Below are 23,523 nucleotides of genomic sequence, written 5' to 3' on the forward strand. Positions count from 1 at the left end.
ACAATATCATGAAAACACTTAACAAAAAATTTTTACTGGTGGTATTATCGATACTGTCATTAAGCTCGTGTTCAGAAGATTTCTTAGTAAAAAAACCAACTGAATATGTTGACTACGCGTCGGCAACTTCTTCAACAGACAATTTATTTTCATTATTGAACGGTATCCATAGATCTTTATACATCAGATATGAAGGACAAAATGAAACTGGGATTGCTGGATGTATGCAACAAATAGATATTGCAGGAGAAGATCTTGTATTTCCTATATCAAACGGATGGTTTTTAGGGGTTTATAACTGGACTGGTTTAAACAATGAAAATTCGCAAGATGTTGCTTTTCCCTACAGAACTTTCTATAGAATCAACAGAAACGCCAATACGATTTTAGACGCTGTTGACATTGCAACTGGTTCAGCTGCAGATAAAAAAATAATAAAAGGTCAAGCACTATTATATCGCGCCTTTGCTCATTTCCAATTAGTACAATTGTACGGAAAACGTTACGATGCTACAGCAATACCTAATACTCAACTAGGAATACCTTTAGTATTAACCGTGTCAAATGACCAATTGTCTAGATCAACTGTAGAAGAAGTTTACACTCAAATCAATAAAGACATTGATGACGCTTTACTTCTATTAGTTGGTTACTCAAAGACTAACAACTCTCATTTAGATCTAAGAGTGGCTCAAGGATTAAAAGCACGTGTAGCTTTAGTTCAACAAAACTGGCCAGTAGCATCTGCTAACGCGATACTTGCAAGAGCAGGTAAATCATTAATGAGCAACACAGCTTATGCTTCAGGATTCAACTCATATACAAACTCAGAGTGGATGTGGGGTAGTTTTGTAAACGAACTACAATCTGAATCATTTGCTAACTTTGGAGCATATATGTCTCGTAATTACAGCTCTACTGTTATTCGTTCTTGCCCAAAAGCAATTTTTAATAAACTTTGGGACCAATTTCCTTCTACAGATGTACGTACTACAATCTTTAGTAAAACAGGATTACACCCAAATATTACTTTAGTTTCAAATGCAGTTAAATTCCCTTATACTAGTCAAAAATTCCTATCGGTAAGTACTGGAGATAGTAGATGCGATGTTCCTTATATGCGTATCGCTGAAATGTACCTTATTGAAGCTGAAGCAAAAGCAAAGATGAACGACGCTACGGCTTCTACAGCTTTATTTACTTTAATTTCAAATAGAAATCCTGCTTATGTGAAGTCTACAGCTACAGGTCAAGCTTTAGTTAATGAAATCTATTTGCATAGAAGAATTGAATTATGGGGTGAAGGATTTAGATTTTACGATTTAAAAAGAACAAACTCACCATTAGACAGAGTTGGACCTACAACAGTTCCTGCTACGACATCTAACCATATTTCATCAGTTGCTCAAGTATTTAGCGTTCCTGCTGGTGACAAAAGATGGCAATGGCTGTTCCCAAGAGCAGAAATTAATGCAAACCCTGCAATTGAGCAGAATCCTAATTAGTATTTAAATTGACTTAGTTAAAAAATCCCGAATGCGAAAGCAAACGGGATTTTTTTGCATTTCTAAAAGTCTAAATATCAATTCATTCATTCTCCTTATTCTGCACGATTGTATAATTTATTTTAAAATTTGAATCAAAAAAAGGCAGTGTCTCTTCTATTAAAACCTCTTCTGGTATATTTGTAAAATTACCATTTTCATCAAATCGTTGCATAAACTTATCCTCCGACTCATCAAAATCAATTTGCTCCCAATCGTACTTAGTTGGTTTTTCATACTCTGGAGTCTTATAAACAAAAGAAAGAACTAAACCAGTTATTAAACCCGCAAGATGCCCTTCCCAGGAAATAGTATCGTCCACCTCTGGGAAAACATACCAAAGTATTCCTCCATACAGCATTATCACAGCGAGCGACACCGCGACCAATCGATAATACCTTGTCAATATTCCCTTGACAAAAATAAAGGACACTAATACATAAATGAGTCCACTCGCACCAATATGATAACTGGACCTACCAATCAACCAAGTCAAAATTCCTGAAAACAAAATTCCGTACCCTATAACTGCATACGATTGCTTTGCATAAAAAAATTGCAGAGCTGCTAGCAAAACCAGCAAAGGCATCGAATTATTATAAAGATGGTTCAAATCTGAATGGATGAAAGGACTAAAAAAAACGCCCTGAAAACCAGAAAATGTTCGAGGAAAAATTCCGTTTTTAACGAAATCCAAACCAAATCGAATTTCGATCCAATAGACAAACCAAAGGAAAAGCACAAAAAAAAGCGGTACTCCTACAACAGAATTGGTAAATTTAAACTGATTATCCATCCTAGTATTTTTATTTCAAAAGATAAATCAAATATATATCCAAAAGCAATTTAATGCTATTTTGTCAGATAATCGGGATTGTAATCTAAAAATGAATTTTCCTCCTCCTTAGAATATACTATTCGAAAAATAGCCCAGATCAAAACGGCATCCTTTTATTTCGTTTTTTAACGAAACAAAAGATATAGTGTAGAGCTGGAATAGCTTCAAATAAAAACAGTAATTTTGCAGAATGGAAGCACCATTAGCAGAACGAATACGTCCACAAATACTAGAAGACTACATAAGCCAATCTCACCTCGTGGGACCAAATGGCTCGTTGACCCAACAAATAGCAAAAGGAATCATTCCTTCTCTAATTTTATGGGGCCCGCCGGGAACGGGGAAAACAACATTAGCACAAATCATTGCTCAAGAATCAAAACGTCCTTTTTATATTTTAAGCGCCATTAATTCAGGAGTAAAGGACATTAGGGATGTAATCGAAAAAGCAAAACAAAGCGGAGGCCTTTTTACCACTAAGAATCCTATTTTATTTATAGATGAAATTCATCGTTTTAGTAAATCACAGCAGGACTCTTTATTAGCCGCAGTTGAAAAAGGTTGGATTACATTAATAGGTGCCACTACCGAGAATCCGAGCTTTGAAGTTATTCCCGCCTTGCTATCGCGTTGCCAAGTTTATATCTTAAATGCTTTTACAAAAGAGGATTTAGAGTCTTTGTTACAACGTGCATTAAAAAAAGACAGTTTTTTAATGTCTAAAAATATCAAATTAAAGGAAACAGAGGCTTTATTGCGTCTTTCTGGAGGTGACGGGCGCAAACTATTGAATATATTTGAACTCGTCGTAAACGCCTCAGCTGAAGACGAAATAATTATTACTAATGACCGCGTTTTTGAACTAGTACAACAAAATACAGTATTGTATGACAAAAGTGGCGAACAACACTATGATATTGTTTCGGCATTTATAAAATCAATTCGCGGTAGTGATCCAAACGGAGCTGTTTATTGGTTAGCTAGAATGATCGAAGGCGGAGAAGATGTAAAATTCATAGCCAGACGCATGCTTATTCTATCTAGTGAAGATATTGGTAATGCAAATCCCACCGCTTTTATAATGGCCAATAATACTTTTCAAGCGGTAACCACAATAGGTTATCCCGAAAGCCGAATTATCTTAAGTCAATGTGCCATCTATCTTGCTACCTCTCCTAAAAGCAACGCTTCTTATTTAGCCATTGGTACAGCGCAGCAACTGGTAAAGCAAACTGGTGACCTCCCCGTCCCTATCCATTTGCGCAATGCGCCTACTAAATTAATGAAAGAGCTTGGATATGGCGACGAATATAAATATTCACATGATTTTGCTAATAATTTTGCAGAACAGGAATTTTTACCCGAAGCAGTGAAAAATACACCACTATACGTTCCTGGTACTAATTCAAGAGAAAATACGACCCGAGATTTTTTAAAAAATCGTTGGAAAGGTAAATACGGTTATTAAAGAAAAAAGGTTCTAAGAACAGCATAAATCTGTTTTTAGAACCTTTTCCTTAAAATTGGTAAAATCTAAAACTTAACCGCAATTTTCTCTGAGATAAGCTTTTGATCTTTATAATACTCAAAATACCATGCTCCATTTTTAGAAACTAATACCCCTTGAACTTCTCCTTTGGAGGCAATATAAGTTGACGGACTAGATGTTTTAATAACTTTCATAACTACTTTAGGACTTGCATCTACTAATTGATATCCGTTTTCTATAGGTTGCGCGTATAATATGTCGGTTGCGTTTGCAACTTCTTGTACTACCGCTGTCACATTATTTTTAACTGGCTCCTCCTTGATAATTGTCTCAGGTATATCTTCTTCCGCAACTACAGTTCCGACAGTAAGTGGTTTAGCTGACCCTGCGTAACTATAATGCAAAGCGTAAATTGATTCAAATGCTTGATTTAAACATTCCACATATGCCGTTTCATAATCTTTCTCTTTACTTCTAGCTGTTTCTGACTGAAAGATTAATTTTCCTTCGCAATCTTTTAAGGTTATAAAAAGTTTTGTAACTAAAAATCCGCCTTCCTTTTCGACGTTCACATATAGTAAATCACATCTTTTAACAAATTCTTTTGGCATTTGTTCATTCGAATAAAAAGCTTCAAATCCTGCTTTTTTCAAATTAAACTTTGACAATGTATTTAAACGATATGCATTCTCTGATTTCAAAAAATCAAATTTCACAGGTACAACAACTGCCTTGTAATTATTTACTGATTGTGCATTAACAAAATTCCCTGCTACGATTAGCAGTAATAAAATATATTTTCTCATAATTAAAGGTATTTTTTAAGTTCTAATAAATGGTTTATTTGTTTTATATCATTCCCCACTTGGGTCTTCTTTTCATTAAAGAAAATAGCATCAAGTCCCATATCAAGAGCTCCTTGCACGTCAGCGTCTAGGGAATCCCCTATCATAATACTGTTTTCTTTTTTGGCTTTGGCCAAATCCAATGCATATTCAAAAATAATAGGATTAGGCTTCTTTACTCCTGCCATATCAGAGTTTGTGATGGTATGAAAATAATCATGCAACTTAGAATTTGTAATTTTTCTTTGTTGCACTTCGGCAAAACCATTAGTAATAATATGAAGTTTATAATTTTTATTTAAATAGTCTAAAATCTCAAAAGTCCCATCAAAAAGATGATTGTTATCTGGTAACATCTGTATGTACTCCTGAGCAATACTTTCAATTTGCTCATCAGAAATAGAATAATTGATTGCATCAAAAGAATGTTTCAATCTATTATAACGCAGCTCTTGGTGCGAAATTTTATCATATTGATACAATTTCCAACACGCCTGATTTATTGGTACGTACTTTTCGATAAACGTATTAATTTCTACTGTGGGGTGATTTCTTTGAAAGATACCTGCAAAGGTTATCTCTGAGTTTTTATCAAAGTCCCACAGTGTGTGGTCTAAGTCAAAGAACACATCGCTAATATTTGTAATCTTCATTTGTAATTTTTAAAATATTCCTTCGTCTACAAAGCTAAAATAATTTACCTCAGTAATAATCAAATGGTCTAAAACTTTAACTTCTAAACTATCGCCAGCAAGTTTCAATTTCTTAGTTATATGCTTGTCAGCTTCGCTAGGAACTAATGTTCCTGAAGGATGATTATGACACAGAATTAATGACGTAGCACCTATTTCTAAAGCTAATTTAAAAACAATACGAACGTCTACTAAAGTTCCAGTAATTCCGCCTTTACTTAACTGTGCTTTTGACAAAACTTTATTTGAGTTGTTTAAATACACAATCCAGAATTCCTCGTGTGGTAATTCGCCTATAAGCGGCTGCATTAATTCAAATATAGCTTTACTGGAAGTGATTTTAACCAAATCTACGGCATCTTCTGACCTCCTACGTCTTCCTAATTCTAAGGCTGCAATTATCGAAATAGCCTTTGCCTCGCCTATTCCTTTATACTGCATTAATTGTGCTATAGAAAGCTTCCCTAACGAATTAAGATTATTATTTACACCCGCCAAAATTCTTTTACTTAATTCCACTGCTGATTCGCTTCGACTTCCAGACCCTATCAATATAGCAATTAGTTCAGCGTCACTCAAAGCGCTTTTACCTTTAAGCATAAGCTTCTCTCTTGGCCTATCGTCTTCTGACCAATGTGTAATTGGAAAATTATTTTTTTCCATACTAATTTTTGTATCAATGTTATTTAGCTAAACTACACAAAAAAAGGAACTTAACTAAACCCCTGTCAAAAATATCCATAACTTTAAAATAAAAAAATGAAATTCACTATTGCTACCACAACCTTTCTATCCTTTTATTCTTGCGGTCAATAAGAAGGAAACAAAGCCTCGCTAATTGTCAAAAATGCAACTACAAAACCCTTTGAACAAAAATTATCAGATGCAGCACTATCCATAATTAATCCTTCAATAATCTATAATTCCAGATATTTCGATTGAATAACTTTCTGTTGATATTGCTACAGATAAAGATGTAAGTACCAATGTAATTATTTAAACTAAAAAGTCACTTAATATAGGATTTATAACCAACAACAAATCAGTTGGCACAAAGCGAACTTTAATAGCACATAAAATCGGCAGAGGTTGAGTTCTCGCTGATTATTTATTTAATTTTTAAAGTGTAGAATACTATAAATACAAAAAATAAAAGCCAATTATCAAATTGACAATTGGCTCTACTATTTTGTTACAAACTGTATTACTCAATCAATTCTTTTACCTCATCAAAATTCAATCCGCCGTAATTTCCTGAACTCATTAGCAACAACGCTGAGTTTTCAAGGTTTAGATTAAACAAATAATCTTTAAAGTCTTTTGGATTTGTATAGATAATTAAATCTTTTCTATTAAAAGCAGTAGCAATTTGCTCATAAGTCACTTCCTCAAGTTGTTTGATCTTAACCGCATCGGGCGAATAGAAAACCACGGCTACATCTGCGTATTCCAATGCTCCTTCGTATTCTTTTAAAAATTCTGAATTCAAACTGCTGTAAGTATGTAATTCTAAACAAGCTACTAAAGTTCGATCCGGATATTGTTCTTTTACAGCTTTGGTAGTCGCAGCCACTTTACTTGGTGAATGAGCAAAGTCTTTATAGGCTACTGTAGTTTTACTTTCAGCAATTTTTTCCAATCGTTTTGAAGCTCCTTTAAAACTCGCAATCGCTTCATAGAAATCAGCTTCATCAACACCCATGTTTTGACAAATCCATTTGGCACCAGCCAAATTATTTAGGTTATGCCCTCCAAAAACTTCAATAGGCATATCTCCCTCAGGAGTTTCTAATAAAGTTATTCCGTTCTCCACTCTATAATTTGGAGTAGTATAGCCTAATTTTCGTGTTGGACTTATTGCTGCTTCGGCCACACGTTTCACTTCTGCATCCTCCTCATTATAAACTAAAATACCTCCGCGTGTAATTTTTTCTACAAAAATCTCAAACTGCTCTACATAATTCTCATAGGTAGGAAAGACATTGATATGATCCCATGCAATTCCAGATATCAAAGCAATATTAGGTTGGTACAAATGAAATTTAGGTCTTCTATCTATTGGCGATGACAAATACTCATCCCCTTCTAAAACGATAAAATCATTTTCTTCTGTAAGATGAACCATCGTATCAAAGCCTTCTAATTGTGCCCCTACCATATAATCCACCGCTATATCATTATAATGCATGACGTGAAGAATCATCGATGTTATAGTTGTTTTCCCGTGAGACCCACCGATAACAACACGCGTTTTATTTTTAGACTGCTCGTATAAGAACTCTGGATAGGAATAAATTTTCAGCCCTAACTCCTGCGCTTTTAACAATTCTGGATTATCCGCTTTAGCATGCATCCCCAAAATCACCGCCTCAATATCATTTGTGATTTTTTCTGGGAACCAACCCATCTCAGCAGGCAAAATTCCTTTTTTATCCAAACGTGATTTAGAAGGTTCAAAGATCGCATCGTCACTTCCCGTTACCTGATACCCTTTATTATGTAATGCTAATGCAAGGTTGTGCATTGCACTTCCTCCTATGGCGATAAAATGTGTTCTCATTTATTTTTTATTCAATTATCCGTTTGTATATCTATTCAACCAGCTGATTTTCTATTTAATCGCTTGGTTTTTCTTTTTGAACTCTTCTAAGATTACTTTGGCTCTTTCTGGTTCATTCATCTTATTTTTATATAAGTCCGCAAGCATTTGATAGCTCTCTACAGAATTTCCTGCGGCAATTGCTTTTTTGTATTGTAACTCTGCTGACTTATATCTTTTAAAGTATTCTTCGATACGCCCTCTTGACATATAGCCATCTATAGGAGACAATTTCAAGAGTTCATTCGAGTATCGTATTGCCTTACCTTCGCTCCCACCCACAATTCTTGGCAATTGAATATAAAGTTCGACCAAAGCCCATCTGGCATCAATATGTCCTGGGTCAAGTTGTAATGCTTTTTCAAAGGATGATTTGATTTCATCGATCATTCCAAGCGCCCTAAATTTATTAACTTCCAAAGCACGCATTCCAGTCGCTCCACCGTATTTGTAAAAATAATTTGCCTCCGTAGGTTTTAAATCTTTCAGCTTTTCATAATACCCTATGGCCTCTTCCCACGACTTGCGACTTCCCGCAATATCACCTAAACATTCTATTATTCTTAAATTAGACGAATCCGTTTTCAACAGTGCTTCAAAGACAGGCTGTGCCTGTTCATACTTTCCATCTTTGAATAGTTTTTCAGCTTTGTCAAAATTAGATTGCGACCAAATCATCATTGGAAAGAATAAAAATAGAAATAGAATTTGTTTCATTTTTCAAAAATAAGGTATAAAAATATTACTACTTGAGATAAAAACCAAATTTACCCCAATTTAAAAAGAAAACTATAATACAATAGAAAACTTTAAAAAACCTTAACATAACATCTGCAAACTACTTTCGTAAAGCATTAATACAAGTTAATCCACCTTCTTAATTAATTATAACAAGCTTTACGAAATGAAAATATTTTATGCTATTCAAGCTACCGGAAACGGACACATCAGTAGAGCTACACAATTACATCCCTACCTACTTAAATATGGCACCGTAGATTTCTTCTTAAGCGGCAATAATGCTAGTCTTGACATAAAATTACCAATAAAATTCAAAAGTAAAGGTTGTAGTCTTCATTACAGCAAATGCGGCGGTCTCGATTATTGGAATACACTTACAAATATCAGGCCACGCCAAATGTATAAAGATGCTGATGCATTACCATTAAAAGAGTATGACGTAATAATCAACGATTTTGACTCGATAACAGCGTTAGCCTGTAAATTACAAAATGTACATTCAGTACAATTTGGACATCAAGCCAGTTTCATTTCTAAGGCTACTCCAAGACCCAATAAGAAAAGCTTTATGGGCGAAATGATTCTCAAACACTACGCCCCTTCTCCTAAAAACATTGGATTGCATTTTAAAAATTACGACAGCTTTATTCGTCCTCCTATTATCAAGGATCAAATTATAGAAGCAGAGCCAAAAAACTTAGGGCACATTACAGTCTACCTGCCTTCATTTGACAAAGACTGCTTAGAAAAAGCGTTCAATAAAGTAAACCATGTTCATTTTCATTGGTTTTTAAATGATGTAGAATCACCTTACACGATTAGAAATATTACCTACTATCCAGTCAATCAAAAAAAATTCAATAAAAGCTTAATCAACTGCGAAGGAATAATTACAGGTGGCGGATTTGAAACTCCAGCAGAAGCGCTTTATCTTAAAAAGAAAATCCTTAGTATACCTATTCGCAATCATTACGAACAAGAATGTAATGCCGCAGCTTTAAAAAGACTTGGCGTTCCCGTTGTTTATAATGTTGAAGATGACTTTAACTTAATTATTGAAAGCTGGCTCGACAAAGAGATCCTCTACCCAACCATAAAAGCCAACAACATCCCAGAAACACTTGACTATTTATTTGACACCTACAAAGAATAAAACAATATTAAATCAATTTGTTTTCAGGGGCTGCCCCTCCAAAAAAAGGAGGGTCGGGCTATATGTTACAATCTTTTTGAGGTAAAAAAACCTCAAAAAAGGATTTCCACTACTATCCCTCATCCAAAAAACCAACTCGCATAAGATCATAATTCTCCTAACTAATAATAATTCAGTAAATCAGCCAAAACAACAATTGTTTTCTAATTTTTTTATTAAATTAGCTTGCAATAGTAAAAATAACACATGAAAACATTAAATGAATGGTTTGAAGAATATAGCGTGAGCCATAAAAACTTAACCAATAAAAAAATCCATTACATCTGTGTTCCTTTAATCTTTTTCTCGGTAGTTGGACTTTTTATGAGTATTCCAAGTCAAATTCTAAATCCACTAGCTTCAATACATCCCGTTTTAGCTAATTGGGCTTTTATAGTTTTAGTTTTTGTGCTGTTTTTTTATTTTAGATTATCCATAATAATGGGGTTAAAAATGCTTGTTTTCACAACGATTTGTCTCATTGTAAATTACATTATTGCTCAATCATTACCATTATTCTGGTTTTCAATTGCGGTCTTTACGGTAGGATGGATTGGTCAATTTTACGGTCACAAGATTGAAGGGAAGAAACCCTCTTTTATCAAAGATTTACAGTTTTTACTTATTGGACCAGCTTGGGTTATTCACTCCGTATTTAAAATGAATTAAAAATTATATACTTTAAGAAAAAAAGTACAACACCGCTGTGATAATAGCTCAAAAATAAACCTCAAAAAAGCATAGTTAAGATAAATAGTATTAAATTCACGTAAGAAAAACGTTTTATTACTATTTGATATCTTATGAAAAAAATATTTTTATTCTTACTATTTAGTTCTCTTTCCGTTCTTGGTCAACAATATGACAAAAAATGGAATTCCGTCATTAGTCTAGAAAAAGAAGGCAAAATTAAATCAGCCAATGTTTTAGTCGATAAGATATACAAAACAGCCGTTGCTAGAAGTAATGAACCACAGATTATAAAATGTTTTTTTTATAATTCTAAATACCTTCAAACACTAGAAGAAAATGCCCAAACCAAAATACTAAATAATCTTAAGCAGCAAATAAATAATGTTTCAGAACCATCAAAAGCGTTATTGAATTTTGTTTATGGTAAATGTTTAGCCGATTATTATGACCAGAATAGTTATAAATTAAAATCAAGAATAACCACTGATAGTTTAAGCAGTAATTTCCTGTTATGGTCTAACGAAAATTTTAAATCTCAAATAGACCTTGCTTATAAAAATAGTATTGCAAACGAAAACCTTCTCAAAAAAACACCCTTACAATCCTATCTGTCTTTATTTGATTCTCATTCTGATGAAAAATTAAATGAACTAACGCTATATGAATATCTTCTAAATGAAAATATAAGTTATTATTCAAAAAGATTAAATTATTGGAATGCAGAAACGAGCATTTACAAGAAATACAAAGAGCAATTATTTGGGAATTCAAATGACTTTATTGCTCTAAATCTAGATTTTGTAAAAGATTCTATCTCCAGAAAACTAATTTCATTTTACCAGACTAAAGAGTCTGAAGCCAACTCTTTAATCAATCGGTTCAAACGTATGCAATTTTGCAATACCTATCTAATTCAAAGTGGCACCGATTATTTAAATGCTTTAGAAAAAGTTCAATATCAAAACAGCGATCCTCAAACCCAACAAACAATACAACTTGAAAAAGCTAATTTATATGCACAACTAGCCTCAAAGGATGCTTACCCTGATTACAATATCAAAGCAATCACATTACTCGACAGTATACTTATTATAAAAAACAGATCAAATGCATACAAATTAGCCGGTCAAAAAAAACAAAATATCGAAGAAAAAGAACTTAACGTACAGCTTCTTGCAAATAGTTATCAAAACGAAAATACAAGAGCATTCATCAGTTACAAAAATGTAAATAACCTAAGTGTTTCCTTCTTTAAAATAGACAATACCACATTAGTAATACTTAACAATTGGCGAAAGGAAAGAGATAGTCTTGCTGCGGGTATCATTGAAAAAAATCCTTTAGTAAAAAGCCTTAATTACGCGCTAACAAATAAAAATGATTATTTAAATCATACTACCGAAATTGTATTGCCCCCACTCGAGATTGGTACTTATATGGTTTATTTTGAAAGTGAGTCTGACATAAAAAACACAAAAGCATTTGCATACCAAACCATTATGGTTAGTAACCTTTCAGTACTGACTAGTTTTGAAAACAACACCGACTACTATCAAGTTTTAGATCGCCAATCTGGAAAACCGATAGAAAACGCCAGTATAAAATTCAATAACACTGAATTAATCACAGATAAAAACGGCGATGCTTTTTTTAAACGAGGAGACAATAACTACAATAACTTTGAGCTCACAATCACTAAAGAAAACGACTCCTTAATCACCTACAAAAGAGCTTATAATTACAATAAAACCAACGTTAAAGAAGATCCTAAAGCAAAGCTGGAGTTCTATTTAGACCGAGCAATTTATCGCCCAGGCCAAACAGTCTATTACAAAGGAATTGCTTTTAGTGAAGACAATGAAAAAACAAAAACAAAAGTTGTCCCTGATGTTTTATTAAAAATTATTCTTAAAGACGATAACAATAAAGAAATCCAAAGCTTTGAAACGACTACTAATTCTTTTGGTTCTTTTTCAGGGGAAGTACTACTCCCAAAAAATGGTTTGACTGGCTATATGACACTTGAAGCAGAAAGGCCAGATAACACTGAAGGCGAGGATCTTTTTTGGGACAAAGTGAAGTTCGAAAACTCAAGAATTAATTTTAGAGTAGAAGAATACAAACGTCCCAAATTTGAAGTTTATTTTGAGCCTAATAAGCAGAATTATTTAATAAATCAAAACATTCAAGTTGAAGGAACTGCAAAATCGTTCTCAGGAGCAAACATTTCTGATTCAAAAGTAACCTATAGAATTTCCTATGAAGTTTACAATAATAACCAAAATATTTATAGCAATAGGGGGCAAGGTGGAATAATTGGGACTGGAGAGACAACGACTAATGGTTCTGGAAAATTCATTATCGACTTTCTTGCAAAAGCCGATGACCGTTTCCCTAAAGAGAATCTACCCGTTTTTAGTTATCGTATAACTGCAGATGTTACAGATATCAATGGAGAAACACATTCCTCAACTAATACAATCAACGTTGGTTATCATACAATCAACTTAAAAATAAATGCACCAAAAGAAATCAACACCAAAGACAAAAACACTTTAGAAATAAGCAGCAAAAATCTTAACGATCAGTTTGTAGCCGTTAAAGGAGAAATAAATCTATACTACATCAAGGAATTTCCAAACAAAATAAAATCAAGAACCTGGCCTATTCCAGAAATTGAATCTATTGAAAAACCTGAGTTTGCAAAACTATTCCCTTTCGAGAATAATGACAAACCCATAACCGGAAAAGAAGTAGGAACACTAGTTTATTCTCGAAACATAGATACTGAGAAAGATAAAAATATTGCCCTTGACTTTATCTCAAATTATAAATCTGGTTTTTACAAAGTAATTTTAACTGCTAAAGAGGAGAATAACTTCCCTCTGGAAAGTCAAGCAATTATTGAAATCAATCAGAGTACTGAAAGATTAAATCTCAATAAATTATTTACAGTTGAGCAACTAAATGACAACCCAAAAAAGGATGGCTTTGTACTACTCCATATTAGAGCTATAAACTCTAATCAATATTTTAAAATTATGGGATTTTATGAGAACGTGCTCTTTTATGATCAAAATAAAACATTAAAAAATAATGAACTTACCGTAAAAATACCTTTAGAAAAGCGTTTTAAAAACTCACTGAAAATTGGTCTGGAAACAATATTTGAAAATCAATATTTCAACCGGGAAATCGATATGCTATTAAAGGAACAAGAGAAAAAATTAGATTTTTCTGTAGAAAGCTTTAGGAACAAAATTCAGCCAGGAAGTGAAGAAAACTGGTCTTTTAAATTGGCGGCAACTAACACTTCCGTAGAATCGGAGGTACTTGCTTCTATGTATGACAGTTCACTAGATCAAATCCAGAAAGGGTACTGGAATACTCTAAATACAAATCAATATAGTTACAACCAAATTCAGTTTAGAGATGAATTAGCTTTTAACAAAACTTATTCAACATTACGAAATCTAAATCCAAGAGCCAGCTCAACTTACTTGAAAGAGGAAACAACTCAATTAATGTGGTTTGGATTTAATTTCACTAACCCAAAAGATTATTATACCCTAAATAAATATCAAAAATATCTTTATAAAAACAACCCAAGACAAGTCAACGGCAAACTCATTTCAGGATATATTTCAGATGAAAACGGAGAATCTATCCCTGGCGTAAGCATTACTGTAAAGGGTAAAAGAAATGGCGTAACAAGTGATTATGATGGCTATTATGAAATCGATGCTAAACAAGGAGACTCCTTAACTTTCGCCTATATCGGATTGAAAACGCAAACTATCCTCATTGACAAAAAAGCGATTGATATTACTTTAAAAGGAGGACCTAGTGACTTAAAAGAAGAAGTGATTATATATAATTATGGCGGTGTAAAAAAAAACTCACTAGGATCTTCTACTCAAATACTAGACAGAAAAGCAAGCGCCGAAGCAGTGCTGTCTGTTTCTCCAGCTAATACGATTGTAGAAGAAGACAATCAAATATACAATACTGCAGGCACAGACCTTAAACTTGAAAGCCGTGTTGCTGGAATCATGATAAAAAACGCAACAAAAAATCAAGACATTGCAAATGCACTTTATATTATTGATTCTGAATTTGCAACTCAAAATCAAGCCGAAGCATTAGATTATAAAAACATCCTAACCATTGAATTTTTAGAAAAAGAAAAAGCAATCAGTATTTACGGTAAAAAAGCAGAAAACGGAGTCGTAATAATCACCACTACTAAATCACTTGCGGCTTTGGCAAATGTCAAAGCCAGAAAAAATCTATCAGAAACAGCTTTCTTTTATCCTCATTTAAAAACAGATCATAAAGGAAATATGAGCTTCAACTTTAATTCACCTGAAGCACTCACAGCATGGAAACTTCGCTTACTGGCGCACAATAAAAATGCAGTTTCAGGATATTTAGAAAAAATCGTTATTACCCAAAAAGACATCATGGTAACCCCGAATTTCCCAAGGTTTTTTAGAGAAAAAGACAGCATCACAATCACAACAAAAATTGCAAATCTGACTAAAGAACCTAAAACAGGAATAGCAGTTCTGCAATTGTTTGATGCAACAACAATGAAGTCTATTGACGTAAAAATGTTGAATGAAAAAAACGTGAAAAATTATACTGTTTCAGCTTACGGCAATACGACTGTGAGTTGGAATATTTACGTCCCTGGGGGATTACAAGGTGTACAATACAAAGTTTTAGCAAAGTCTGGTAACTATTCTGATGGCGAAGAAAACATTTTGCCTGTGCTTACTAATTCAATCCTCGTGACGGAGAGTATGCCTATTTGGTTTAGAGAAAATTCGAAAAAAGAGTACACCTTTGAAAATTTAAAAAACAATAATTCAACAACACTTAGAAACCATCAATTCACTTTAGAATACACCTCAAACCCTACGTGGATTGCCCTCCAATCTTTGCCTTATTTAATGGACTCTGAACACGAATCTTCAGAACAAACGTTTGCTCGTTTCTATGCAAATGCATTAGCAACTACAATTATTACAAGCAATCCTCAAATCGCCGCTGTTTTTGAATCGTGGAAAAAAGACGGAAAACCACATTCAAAACTAGAAGAAAACGAAGAACTTAAATCATTAATCTTAGCAGAAACACCATGGATCAAAGACGCACAAAGCGAGGAAGAAAAAAAGAAAAACTTGGCTTTGTTATTTGATTTAGAAAAAATGAAAAGTTCACAAGATGCCACTTTTGAAAAACTGAAAAAGAAACAAACTGCGTCTGGAGGTTTTACTTGGTTTGGTGGAAACGAGCCAAACGAATATATCAGCCGTCATATTTTAGCTGGGTTAGGACATTTGTTAAAACTAAGTCCAACGGAAGATAATAAAGCAAAAATCACTCAAATTGCAGCGACCGCAATTCCATTTTTAGACGAACAGTTTTTAAGCAATCACAGAATAAGAACTCAAAATCTAAAAAAGACAGACAAATTAATTTGGGTAAATCCGAATTCTGATTTGCACTATTTATACACTCGTAGTTTCTACTTAGAAAGCAATCCTGTTACGGATACTTTGAAAAAAGCAACTTCGCTGTATATTGAGAATATAAAAACAAATTGGCTTACCTATTCACTATACGAAAAAGGATTAGCCGCTTTGACATTAAATCGTTTTGAAGAAAAAGCTGCGGCCAAAAAAATTATTGAAAGTTTAAAAGAAACGGCTTCTAATAATGAAGATTGGGGCATGTATTGGATTGAAAATAAAGCGGGCTGGTATTGGTATCAAGCGCCTATAGAAACTCAAGCGTTGTTGATTGAAGCTTTTGCCGAAGTGACTAATGACAATAAATCAGTTGATGCGATGAAAGTATGGCTACTAAAGAACAAACAAATTAAAAATTGGCCTACTACTAAATCGACCACCGAGGCCGTCTATGCGTTACTAATGCAAGGTTCAGACTGGCTGAGCGTAAAAGACAATACAGTTATCAAAATAGGAGACGAGAAAATACTTACTAAAAAGCTCGCAGAAAATCAAAAAGAAGCAGAAACAGGCTATCTCAAACTCAACTGGAAAGCCGATGAAATTAAAAAAGAAATGGCAACTATTAGCATTAACAATAAATCTAATGTTCCTGGATATGGCGGTGTCTATTGGCAGTATTTTGAAGATTTAGATAAAATTAAAAATGATAACAATAACAGTTTATCAATTACGAAGGAATTGTATTTAAAAAAAAATAATGCTGCAGAAGCTGTTTTAACTAAAATAAATGGAGAATTGACTATTGGAGATTTAGTTACCGTACGATTAATCATTTCGACAAAAGAAGATATGGAATTTGTACATTTAAAAGACATGAGAGCTTCCTGTTTTGAACCCGTTGATGTTTTATCCGGTTACCAATACAAAGATAATTTAGGATTTTATAAAAGCACAAAAGATGCGGCAACACATTTCTTTTTTGACAAAATCAATAAAGGAACTTACGTCTTAGAATACGATGTAAGGGTAAATAACAAAGGAAATTTCTCTAACGGAATTACGACAATTCAAAGTATGTATGCTCCTGAATTTACCAGTCACAGCAATGGAATCCAAGTAAAAGTGGAGAACTAAATCAATAGAAAAGCAAAAATCCGTTTCAATTACTTGAAACGGATTTAGTTTTTTATAGCGATAGACTATTTAATCATTCAACATTTTCCATAATTTGTCTTTCAATTCTGTTAACCCTTGTTGGGCAACAGACGAGATAAACATATAAGGAACTCCTTTTAGGGAAACATCTAATTCTTCTTTTAATTCTGCTCTCAATTCATCATCCAGCATATCACATTTTGATATTACCAAAAGACGTTCTTTATCCAACATTTCTGGATTGTATTTTGTTAGTTCGTTTACCAAAATATCATATTCTCCTTTAATATCTGGTGTGTCAACAGGAACTAAGAATAACAGTGTTGAATTTCTTTCGATATGTCTCAAGAAATAATGTCCTAATCCTTTTCCTTCTGCAGCACCTTCAATAATACCAGGGATATCAGCAATTACAAAAGATTGAAAATCTCTGTAAGCTACAATTCCAAGGTTTGGTTTTAAAGTTGTAAACGGGTAATCAGCAATTTTTGGCTTAGCCGATGTTAGAACAGACAATAGCGTTGATTTCCCAGCATTTGGAAAACCTACTAAACCTACATCTGCTAAAACTTTAAGTTCCAAAATTACATCCATCTCAGATCCCGGTAATCCAGGTTGAGAATATCTTGGTGTTTGGTTTGTAGAACTTCTAAAGTGCCAGTTTCCTAAACCCCCTTTACCACCTCTAGACAACACTTGTCTTTCCCCATCTTCGGTGATTTCAAACAAGGTTTCCCCAGTTTCTTTGTCTTTTACAACAGTTCCTAAGGGCACTTCAATGAATTTATCGTCACCATCAGCTCCTGTACTTCTATCTCCACTACCATCTCCACCATTTCCTGCTTTGATATGACGTGCAAACTTAAGGTGAAACAAAGTCCAAAGTCCTTTATTCCCAACTAGATAAACGTGTCCTCCACGACCTCCATCACCTCCATCAGGACCTCCCTTTTCAATAAATTTTTCTCTATGCAAATGCGTAGATCCTTTTCCTCCTTTACCAGAAGAAACAAATATTTTTACGTAATCTACGAAGTTCCCTTCAGTCATAATCTTTTCTTTTACTTCGACATTGATCTAAAGCACCTAACAGCTGCTGGCTGTCTTCCTTTTAATTTCAAATCTTCTGTCCTCTTTTTATTATTCAATGTTCAGCTACAATATTCAGCGCTTTTTTAGCACTATAAATACCGCACACTATTTTATTTTCGCAATGACTTCACCATTACTTTATCAATCTTTATTCCGTCCATGTCAATCACTTCCAACTCATATTTGTTCCAGATTAACTTTTCACCTTGCTTTGGAATATGGGAAAGTTCGGTCATTATTAAACCACTAACCGTAGTTACATCATAATCCCCTATCAAATCATCCAACTCAAAATACGTTAGAAAATCATGTAAAGAATAATGCCCATCAACTAACCAAGTTCCGTCTTCTCTTTCGATCAACTGATATTCATCTTTATAGAAATCAGAAGCGTTTCCTACTAATGCTTCCAGAATGTCATTTAAAGTAATTACCCCTTGAAAAACGCCATATTCATCTGACACAAAAGCATAATGAATCCCCGTTATCTTAAACTTCTCTAAGGCTTTGTAAGCAGTAGTGTACTCCATCATAAAAGGAGCATCAGTCATAATATCTTTCAAGTTAAAATCTTCATCATCTATATGAGCAAAGATATTTTTCAAGTTTACAACCCCTACAATATCATCATCATCCTTATCATATACAGGATATATAGAGTGTAACTCCTCGAGCATGAATTTCTTAACTTCGCTTTTTCCTGAGTGCAACGGTATAAAAACAACTGATTTCCTGTGGGTCATCAATGAATTTATTTTTCGGTCACCAATATGAAAAACACGTTCTACAATATCTTGTTCTATTTCCTGAACTTCTCCACCTTCAGTACCTTCTTTAATGATGGCTTTAATTTCCTCTTCGGTTACTTTTCCGTCAGCTGTAGGTTTTATATTTAAAACATTTAATAAAAACTCTGTTGAATGCGTCAATAACCAAATAAAAGGCGCCGTTATAATCGAAACAAACTTCATGGGCATCGCTACTTTCTTAGCAATCGCCTCAGGATGGTTTAGTCCAATTCTCTTGGGTAATAATTCTCCTAAAACCAATGAGAAAAAAGTTAACACTACTACAACAACTCCCACTGCTATGGAAGAAGCATAAGGTCGTAATACTGCAAAGCCAGCAACGAATGTTTGTACATCTGTTGTTATTTTATCTCCACTATAAATACCTGTAAGAATCCCTATTAAGGTTATTCCTATTTGTACAGTAGATAAAAATTTATTGGGAGCATTAGCTAAATCCAATGCGGCTTGAGCACTTTTATTCCCTTTTTTTGCTGATGTTTCTAATCTGTTTTTTCTCGCAGATATCAATGCTATCTCCGACATGGAGAAAACTCCATTCAATAGAATTAGAAAAAGTATGATTAGTATCTCCATATTTCTTTAGCCCAGATGGTAGTGAAAAGCACGAAGCTTAAAAAACTTTGATTTTCTTGATAGAAAAAAGCGACCAAAGGAAGCTCTTTTTATAACTTAGAAAATAGTTTTATAAGCAAGTACTTGTAGCGTACAGCTGGAAATTGCTTCTTACAAATTATCTATAACAGTACTTACGCGATCCGTGATTTCTTCAATACTTCCTATTCCGTTTACAGCATAAAACTTTCCTTGATCATTGTAATACTGCATTAAAGGAGCTGTTTTCTCGTTGTATTCTTGATATCTATTACGGATTTTATCCTCGTCTTGGTCATCAATTCTTCCACTTGTTTTACCTCTCTCCAGCAAACGTTTTACCAAAACCTCATCATCAGCTTCTAAGGCAATAGTTGCAGCAACTTTTGAATTGATTGAAGTTAAAAAAGCATCTAGTGCTTCTGCTTGTGAAATCGTTCTAGGATAACCATCAAATAAAATACCGTTAGTATCTGGATGTTTATTTACCTCATCAATAAGCATTTTAGTTGTCAATTCGTCAGGCACTAAATCTCCTGCATCCATATAAACACGGGCTTGTTTACCCAACTCTGTATCGTTTTTTAAATTAAAACGAAAAACATCACCTGTAGAGATGTGAGTTAATTTATATTTTTCTTTCAAAAATTCTGCTTGAGTACCCTTTCCTGCTCCTGGTTTTCCAAATAAAACAATGTTGATCATAATGTGTGTTGAGTAGTTGTAGTTATTCTTTTAGTTTATATACTTCTGGTAAATTTCTTCCTAATCCATCATAATCAAGACCAAAACCTACTATGAATTTATTTGGAATTCTGATTCCAACATAATCAATCTTAATATCTTTCTTGTATGCTTCTGGTTTAAAGAAAAGAGTCGCTATTTTAAAATGTTTTACATTTTGAGCTTTGAACAATTCTTTTAGCTCAACCAAGGTGTTACCTGTATCTACAATATCTTCAATGATAACAACTGATCGCCCAGTCAAATCCTGGTTTAAACCGATTAATTGTTTCACCTCATCTGTTGAAGAAGTCCCTTCATAAGAAGCCATTTTTATAAAGCTTACTTCGCAGGGTTTTGTATATTTTTTCATAAAGTCAGAAACTACCATAAAAGAGCCGTTTAAAACCCCTATAAATACTGGTGTTTCATCTATAAAATCGTCTTCCACTTGTTGTACCATTTTTGTGATGGCAAAATCTATTTCTTTGGCAGAAATAAATGGAACAAATTGTTTATCGTGAAGTTGAATCATTATTATCCTATTTAAAATAATTCACAAAGGTATGAATTTCTGAGTTGCCAATTCATTTTTAAAACTATAAGAATATGGTACAATTAAAAATATTAGCTATTTTTGACCATAGATGAACAGCGAACTTTATAAAAATGTAGTAAATAGCTCTGCCTATCGTGCAAGTCGAGACGAAAACGTACACCTTATTTTGACTGATTTACAGTTATTCCCTGATCTATTAGCAATTGCTTTTGACACTGCTGACAAAAACCACTACAAAGCCTGCTGGATTCTTGAATTAGTCCTGGAAAAACAGCTCCATCTTATTACGGACCATCTTCCTATATTTTGCATTAACCTTTCAAAATTTAGAAACGAAAGTGCTACGCGTGCTGTTTCAAAAATTTGTATGTTCCTAAGTAAGCACTTAACCTTAACTGACCTACAAGAACAACAAATTACCGAAAGCTGCTTTGACTGGCTTATTAGCGAAGACCGAAAAGTAGCTACAAAAGCTTATTCCATTCGGGCTTTGTATGAATTAGGTAAAAAACACAATTGGATTTATCCTGAATTACAGCGTATTCTTACTGACGATTACCACAAACATTCTTCCGCTTACAAAGCAGTAGCCAGAGAAATATTGAAGAAAATAAAATAGCATTTTCGCATTTGACCTATATAAAGTATCTTTGCCAGTAACAAACAACTACACAATGAATTATTTTTCTTCTGATTTTAAACTAGGAATATTAGGTGGTGGACAACTGGGCAAAATGCTTTTGTTTGACACTCGAAAATTTGACATACAAACCTATGTTCTGGATCCAAGCGATGAAGCACCTTGTAAAATTGCCTGTGATCAATTCTTCAAAGGAGATTTGATGGATTTTGATACCGTTTATAATTTTGGGAAAAAAGTCGATGTTTTAACATTCGAAATTGAACTCGTTAATCTCGACGCATTAGTAAAATTAGAGAACGAAGGATTAAAAGTATATCCTTCCCCAAAAACACTAAAACTGATTCAGAATAAAGGCATTCAAAAAACTTTTTATTCAGAGCATAATATCCCAACCGCAGATTTCAAACGCTTCGACAATCTTAAAAGCTTAATTGTTGACATCCTTGATTCTAAATTAAGAATGCCTTTTGTGTGGAAATGTACTGAATTTGGATATGACGGAAACGGAGTAAAAGTAATCCGACAAATCTCAGATTTAGACCACCTTCCAAACGTAGAATGCATTGCTGAGGATATGGTTCCCTTTAAAAACGAGTTAGCAGTTATTGTTTGTCGAAATCCTTCAGGGGAAATCAGAACCTATCCTGTGGTCGAAATGGAATTTCACCCAGAAGCCAATCAAGTAGAATATGTTATTTGTCCAGCACGAATTGATGACAAAGTAGCCGAAAAAGCGAGAGCAATCGCTTTGCAAGTTTCTGAAAAATTCAACCATGTAGGCTTGTTAGCTGTAGAAATGTTTCAAACAGAAGACGATGAAATTCTAATCAACGAAGTGGCGCCACGACCTCATAATTCAGGACATTATTCGATAGAAGCCAGTTACACTTCACAGTTTGAAAATCATTTGCGCGCAATTTTAGACTTGCCATTAGGAAACACGGAGAGCAAAGTAGCCGGAATTATGGTTAATTTAGTAGGTGAAGAAGGCTATTCTGGAAATGTAGTATATGAAAATATCGAAAAAATATTAGGATGGAATGGTGTTACACCACATATTTACGGTAAAAAACAAACACGTCCTTTTAGAAAAATGGGACACGTAACCATCGTAAATAGCGACATCAAAGAAGCACGAAAAATTGCAGAGGACGTTAAAAACACAATTAGAGTGATCAGTTTGCAGTAATCAGTTTACAGCAGCGTTTCAACACATAAAACTACAAACAAAAAACACAATGAGCAAAGTAGCAATAATAATGGGAAGTATCTCTGATATGCCCGTAATGCAAGAAGCCATCGAAGTATTAAAAGGTTTCGGAATCGATATTGAAGTAGATATCGTTTCGGCACATAGAACACCTGAAAAACTATTCGATTTTAGTCAAAACGCACACACTCGCGGAATTTCGGTAGTAATTGCTGGTGCTGGAGGAGCAGCTCATTTACCTGGCATGGTAGCCTCAATGTCTCCACTTCCAGTAATAGGAGTTCCTGTTAAATCAAGCAACTCTATTGATGGCTGGGATAGTATCCTGTCAATTCTTCAAATGCCAGGAGGAGTTCCTGTAGCAACTGTTGCTTTAAACGGAGCTAAAAACGCAGGGATTTTAGCCGCTCAAATCATTGGAAGCCACGACAAAAAAATCTTAGATAAAGTAATAGCATACAAATTAGGACTAAAAGAATCTGTAATTATCGCATCAGAAAGTTTACTTAAAAAATAACATTCCCTTATACAAACAAAGGCTTCCTATTATGCACTGCCCCCAAAAAGTTAGACACTATTTGGGGGTATTTTTATGGAAAGAAAAGTCAAGTATGATTACGCATTT

18 protein-coding genes are annotated in these 23,523 nt (G+C 33.9%); 8 read left to right on the forward strand and 10 right to left on the reverse strand.

Annotation, left to right across the window (positions count from 1 at the left end; all coding sequences use genetic code 11):
• Positions 1–8: 8 nt before the first annotated feature.
• Positions 9–1,505: a RagB/SusD family nutrient uptake outer membrane protein gene (locus QO182_RS11950; RefSeq protein ID WP_371561809.1), complete on the forward strand. Its 1,497-nt coding sequence runs from the start codon at positions 9–11 to the stop codon at positions 1,503–1,505.
• A gap of 82 nt (positions 1,506–1,587) precedes the next feature.
• Here QO182_RS11950 and QO182_RS11955 read toward each other — a convergent pair whose 3' ends face one another.
• Positions 1,588–2,340 carry a rhomboid family intramembrane serine protease gene (locus QO182_RS11955; RefSeq protein ID WP_371561811.1) on the reverse strand — a complete coding sequence of 251 codons (753 nt, stop codon included), beginning with the start codon at positions 2,338–2,340 and terminating at the stop codon, positions 1,588–1,590.
• A gap of 232 nt (positions 2,341–2,572) precedes the next feature.
• Between QO182_RS11955 and QO182_RS11960 the strand changes: the two genes are divergently transcribed.
• Positions 2,573–3,850, forward strand: a complete 1,278-nt coding sequence (locus tag QO182_RS11960) for a replication-associated recombination protein A (protein WP_371535386.1) — start codon at positions 2,573–2,575, stop codon at positions 3,848–3,850.
• A gap of 65 nt (positions 3,851–3,915) precedes the next feature.
• Here the strand turns inward: QO182_RS11960 and QO182_RS11965 are convergent, their stop codons facing one another.
• The 5 genes from QO182_RS11965 to QO182_RS11985 form a co-directional block, all read right to left on the reverse strand.
• The gene (locus tag QO182_RS11965; protein ID WP_371561812.1) at positions 3,916–4,677 is read right to left on the reverse strand and encodes a hypothetical protein; all 762 of its coding nucleotides are present in this window, start codon (positions 4,675–4,677) and stop codon (positions 3,916–3,918) included.
• Positions 4,678–4,679: 2 nt separating this feature from the next.
• Positions 4,680–5,369 (reverse strand): YjjG family noncanonical pyrimidine nucleotidase, encoded by a 690-nt coding sequence (locus QO182_RS11970; RefSeq protein WP_371561814.1) that lies wholly within the window; start codon positions 5,367–5,369, stop codon positions 4,680–4,682.
• Positions 5,370–5,378: 9 nt separating this feature from the next.
• Complete coding sequence (gene radC, locus QO182_RS11975) at positions 5,379–6,071, reverse strand: DNA repair protein RadC (RefSeq protein ID WP_371561816.1); 693 nt, start codon at positions 6,069–6,071, stop codon at positions 5,379–5,381.
• A 541-nt stretch (positions 6,072–6,612) separates the two neighbouring features.
• Complete coding sequence (gene murC, locus QO182_RS11980) at positions 6,613–7,968, reverse strand: UDP-N-acetylmuramate--L-alanine ligase (protein WP_371535393.1); 1,356 nt, start codon at positions 7,966–7,968, stop codon at positions 6,613–6,615.
• A 51-nt stretch (positions 7,969–8,019) separates the two neighbouring features.
• Positions 8,020–8,724, reverse strand: a complete 705-nt coding sequence (locus QO182_RS11985; protein WP_371561817.1) for a tetratricopeptide repeat protein — start codon at positions 8,722–8,724, stop codon at positions 8,020–8,022.
• A gap of 187 nt (positions 8,725–8,911) precedes the next feature.
• On the opposite strand from QO182_RS11985, the gene QO182_RS11990 reads away from it, so the two are divergent.
• The 3 genes from QO182_RS11990 to QO182_RS12000 all read left to right on the forward strand — a co-directional run bounded on the left by QO182_RS11990 (position 8,912) and on the right by QO182_RS12000 (position 17,247).
• Positions 8,912–9,901 carry a glycosyltransferase family protein gene (locus tag QO182_RS11990; protein ID WP_371561818.1) on the forward strand — a complete coding sequence of 330 codons (990 nt, stop codon included), beginning with the start codon at positions 8,912–8,914 and terminating at the stop codon, positions 9,899–9,901.
• A gap of 246 nt (positions 9,902–10,147) precedes the next feature.
• Complete coding sequence (locus QO182_RS11995) at positions 10,148–10,609, forward strand: DUF962 domain-containing protein (protein WP_371561820.1); 462 nt, start codon at positions 10,148–10,150, stop codon at positions 10,607–10,609.
• Between the two features lie 134 nt (positions 10,610–10,743).
• Complete coding sequence (locus tag QO182_RS12000) at positions 10,744–17,247, forward strand: MG2 domain-containing protein (protein ID WP_371561823.1); 6,504 nt, start codon at positions 10,744–10,746, stop codon at positions 17,245–17,247.
• Between the two features lie 69 nt (positions 17,248–17,316).
• Here the strand turns inward: QO182_RS12000 and obgE are convergent, their stop codons facing one another.
• From obgE to hpt, 4 genes are all read right to left on the reverse strand, one after another.
• Complete coding sequence (gene obgE / locus QO182_RS12005) at positions 17,317–18,318, reverse strand: GTPase ObgE (RefSeq protein ID WP_371535406.1); 1,002 nt, start codon at positions 18,316–18,318, stop codon at positions 17,317–17,319.
• Between the two features lie 152 nt (positions 18,319–18,470).
• Positions 18,471–19,694, reverse strand: a complete 1,224-nt coding sequence (locus QO182_RS12010; RefSeq protein ID WP_371535511.1) for a hemolysin family protein — start codon at positions 19,692–19,694, stop codon at positions 18,471–18,473.
• A 201-nt stretch (positions 19,695–19,895) separates the two neighbouring features.
• Positions 19,896–20,468, reverse strand: coding sequence for an adenylate kinase (locus QO182_RS12015; RefSeq protein ID WP_371535408.1), 573 nt, complete (start codon positions 20,466–20,468; stop codon positions 19,896–19,898).
• A 22-nt stretch (positions 20,469–20,490) separates the two neighbouring features.
• Positions 20,491–21,021, reverse strand: a complete 531-nt coding sequence (gene hpt, locus QO182_RS12020; protein WP_371535411.1) for a hypoxanthine phosphoribosyltransferase — start codon at positions 21,019–21,021, stop codon at positions 20,491–20,493.
• A 112-nt stretch (positions 21,022–21,133) separates the two neighbouring features.
• Here hpt and QO182_RS12025 point away from each other — a divergent pair, with 112 nt between their 5' ends.
• From QO182_RS12025 to purE, 3 genes are read left to right on the forward strand one after another with little or no spacing between them, the layout of a single operon-like run.
• Positions 21,134–21,664, forward strand: coding sequence for a hypothetical protein (locus tag QO182_RS12025; protein ID WP_371561825.1), 531 nt, complete (start codon positions 21,134–21,136; stop codon positions 21,662–21,664).
• Positions 21,665–21,719: 55 nt separating this feature from the next.
• Positions 21,720–22,877 carry a 5-(carboxyamino)imidazole ribonucleotide synthase gene (locus QO182_RS12030; RefSeq protein WP_371535415.1) on the forward strand — a complete coding sequence of 386 codons (1,158 nt, stop codon included), beginning with the start codon at positions 21,720–21,722 and terminating at the stop codon, positions 22,875–22,877.
• A 49-nt stretch (positions 22,878–22,926) separates the two neighbouring features.
• A complete protein-coding gene (gene purE / locus QO182_RS12035; protein WP_371535417.1) occupies positions 22,927–23,415 on the forward strand; it encodes a 5-(carboxyamino)imidazole ribonucleotide mutase in 489 nt (162 codons plus the stop codon).
• Positions 23,416–23,523 lie beyond the last annotated feature (108 nt).

Origin of the sequence: Flavobacterium sp. Arc2 (genome assembly GCF_041431385.1) — a bacterium.
Taxonomy (GTDB): Bacteria; Bacteroidota; Bacteroidia; order Flavobacteriales; family Flavobacteriaceae; genus Flavobacterium.

Excerpts from the sequence above, each read along its gene's own strand:
- QO182_RS11950 (WP_371561809.1), top strand. The coding sequence starts at position 9 with ATGAAAACACTTAACAAAAAATTTTTACTGGTGGTATTATCGATACTG.
- QO182_RS11955 (WP_371561811.1), bottom strand. The coding sequence starts at position 2,340 with ATGGATAATCAGTTTAAATTTACCAATTCTGTTGTAGGAGTACCGCTT.
- QO182_RS11960 (WP_371535386.1), top strand. The coding sequence starts at position 2,573 with ATGGAAGCACCATTAGCAGAACGAATACGTCCACAAATACTAGAAGAC.
- QO182_RS11965 (WP_371561812.1), bottom strand. The coding sequence starts at position 4,677 with ATGAGAAAATATATTTTATTACTGCTAATCGTAGCAGGGAATTTTGTT.
- QO182_RS11970 (WP_371561814.1), bottom strand. The coding sequence starts at position 5,369 with ATGAAGATTACAAATATTAGCGATGTGTTCTTTGACTTAGACCACACA.
- radC (WP_371561816.1), bottom strand. The coding sequence starts at position 6,071 with ATGGAAAAAAATAATTTTCCAATTACACATTGGTCAGAAGACGATAGG.
- murC (WP_371535393.1), bottom strand. The coding sequence starts at position 7,968 with ATGAGAACACATTTTATCGCCATAGGAGGAAGTGCAATGCACAACCTT.
- QO182_RS11985 (WP_371561817.1), bottom strand. The coding sequence starts at position 8,724 with ATGAAACAAATTCTATTTCTATTTTTATTCTTTCCAATGATGATTTGG.
- QO182_RS11990 (WP_371561818.1), top strand. The coding sequence starts at position 8,912 with ATGAAAATATTTTATGCTATTCAAGCTACCGGAAACGGACACATCAGT.
- QO182_RS11995 (WP_371561820.1), top strand. The coding sequence starts at position 10,148 with ATGAAAACATTAAATGAATGGTTTGAAGAATATAGCGTGAGCCATAAA.
- QO182_RS12000 (WP_371561823.1), top strand. The coding sequence starts at position 10,744 with ATGAAAAAAATATTTTTATTCTTACTATTTAGTTCTCTTTCCGTTCTT.
- obgE (WP_371535406.1), bottom strand. The coding sequence starts at position 18,318 with ATGACTGAAGGGAACTTCGTAGATTACGTAAAAATATTTGTTTCTTCT.
- QO182_RS12010 (WP_371535511.1), bottom strand. The coding sequence starts at position 19,694 with ATGTCGGAGATAGCATTGATATCTGCGAGAAAAAACAGATTAGAAACA.
- QO182_RS12015 (WP_371535408.1), bottom strand. The coding sequence starts at position 20,468 with ATGATCAACATTGTTTTATTTGGAAAACCAGGAGCAGGAAAGGGTACT.
- hpt (WP_371535411.1), bottom strand. The coding sequence starts at position 21,021 with ATGATTCAACTTCACGATAAACAATTTGTTCCATTTATTTCTGCCAAA.
- QO182_RS12025 (WP_371561825.1), top strand. The coding sequence starts at position 21,134 with ATGAACAGCGAACTTTATAAAAATGTAGTAAATAGCTCTGCCTATCGT.
- QO182_RS12030 (WP_371535415.1), top strand. The coding sequence starts at position 21,720 with ATGAATTATTTTTCTTCTGATTTTAAACTAGGAATATTAGGTGGTGGA.
- purE (WP_371535417.1), top strand. The coding sequence starts at position 22,927 with ATGAGCAAAGTAGCAATAATAATGGGAAGTATCTCTGATATGCCCGTA.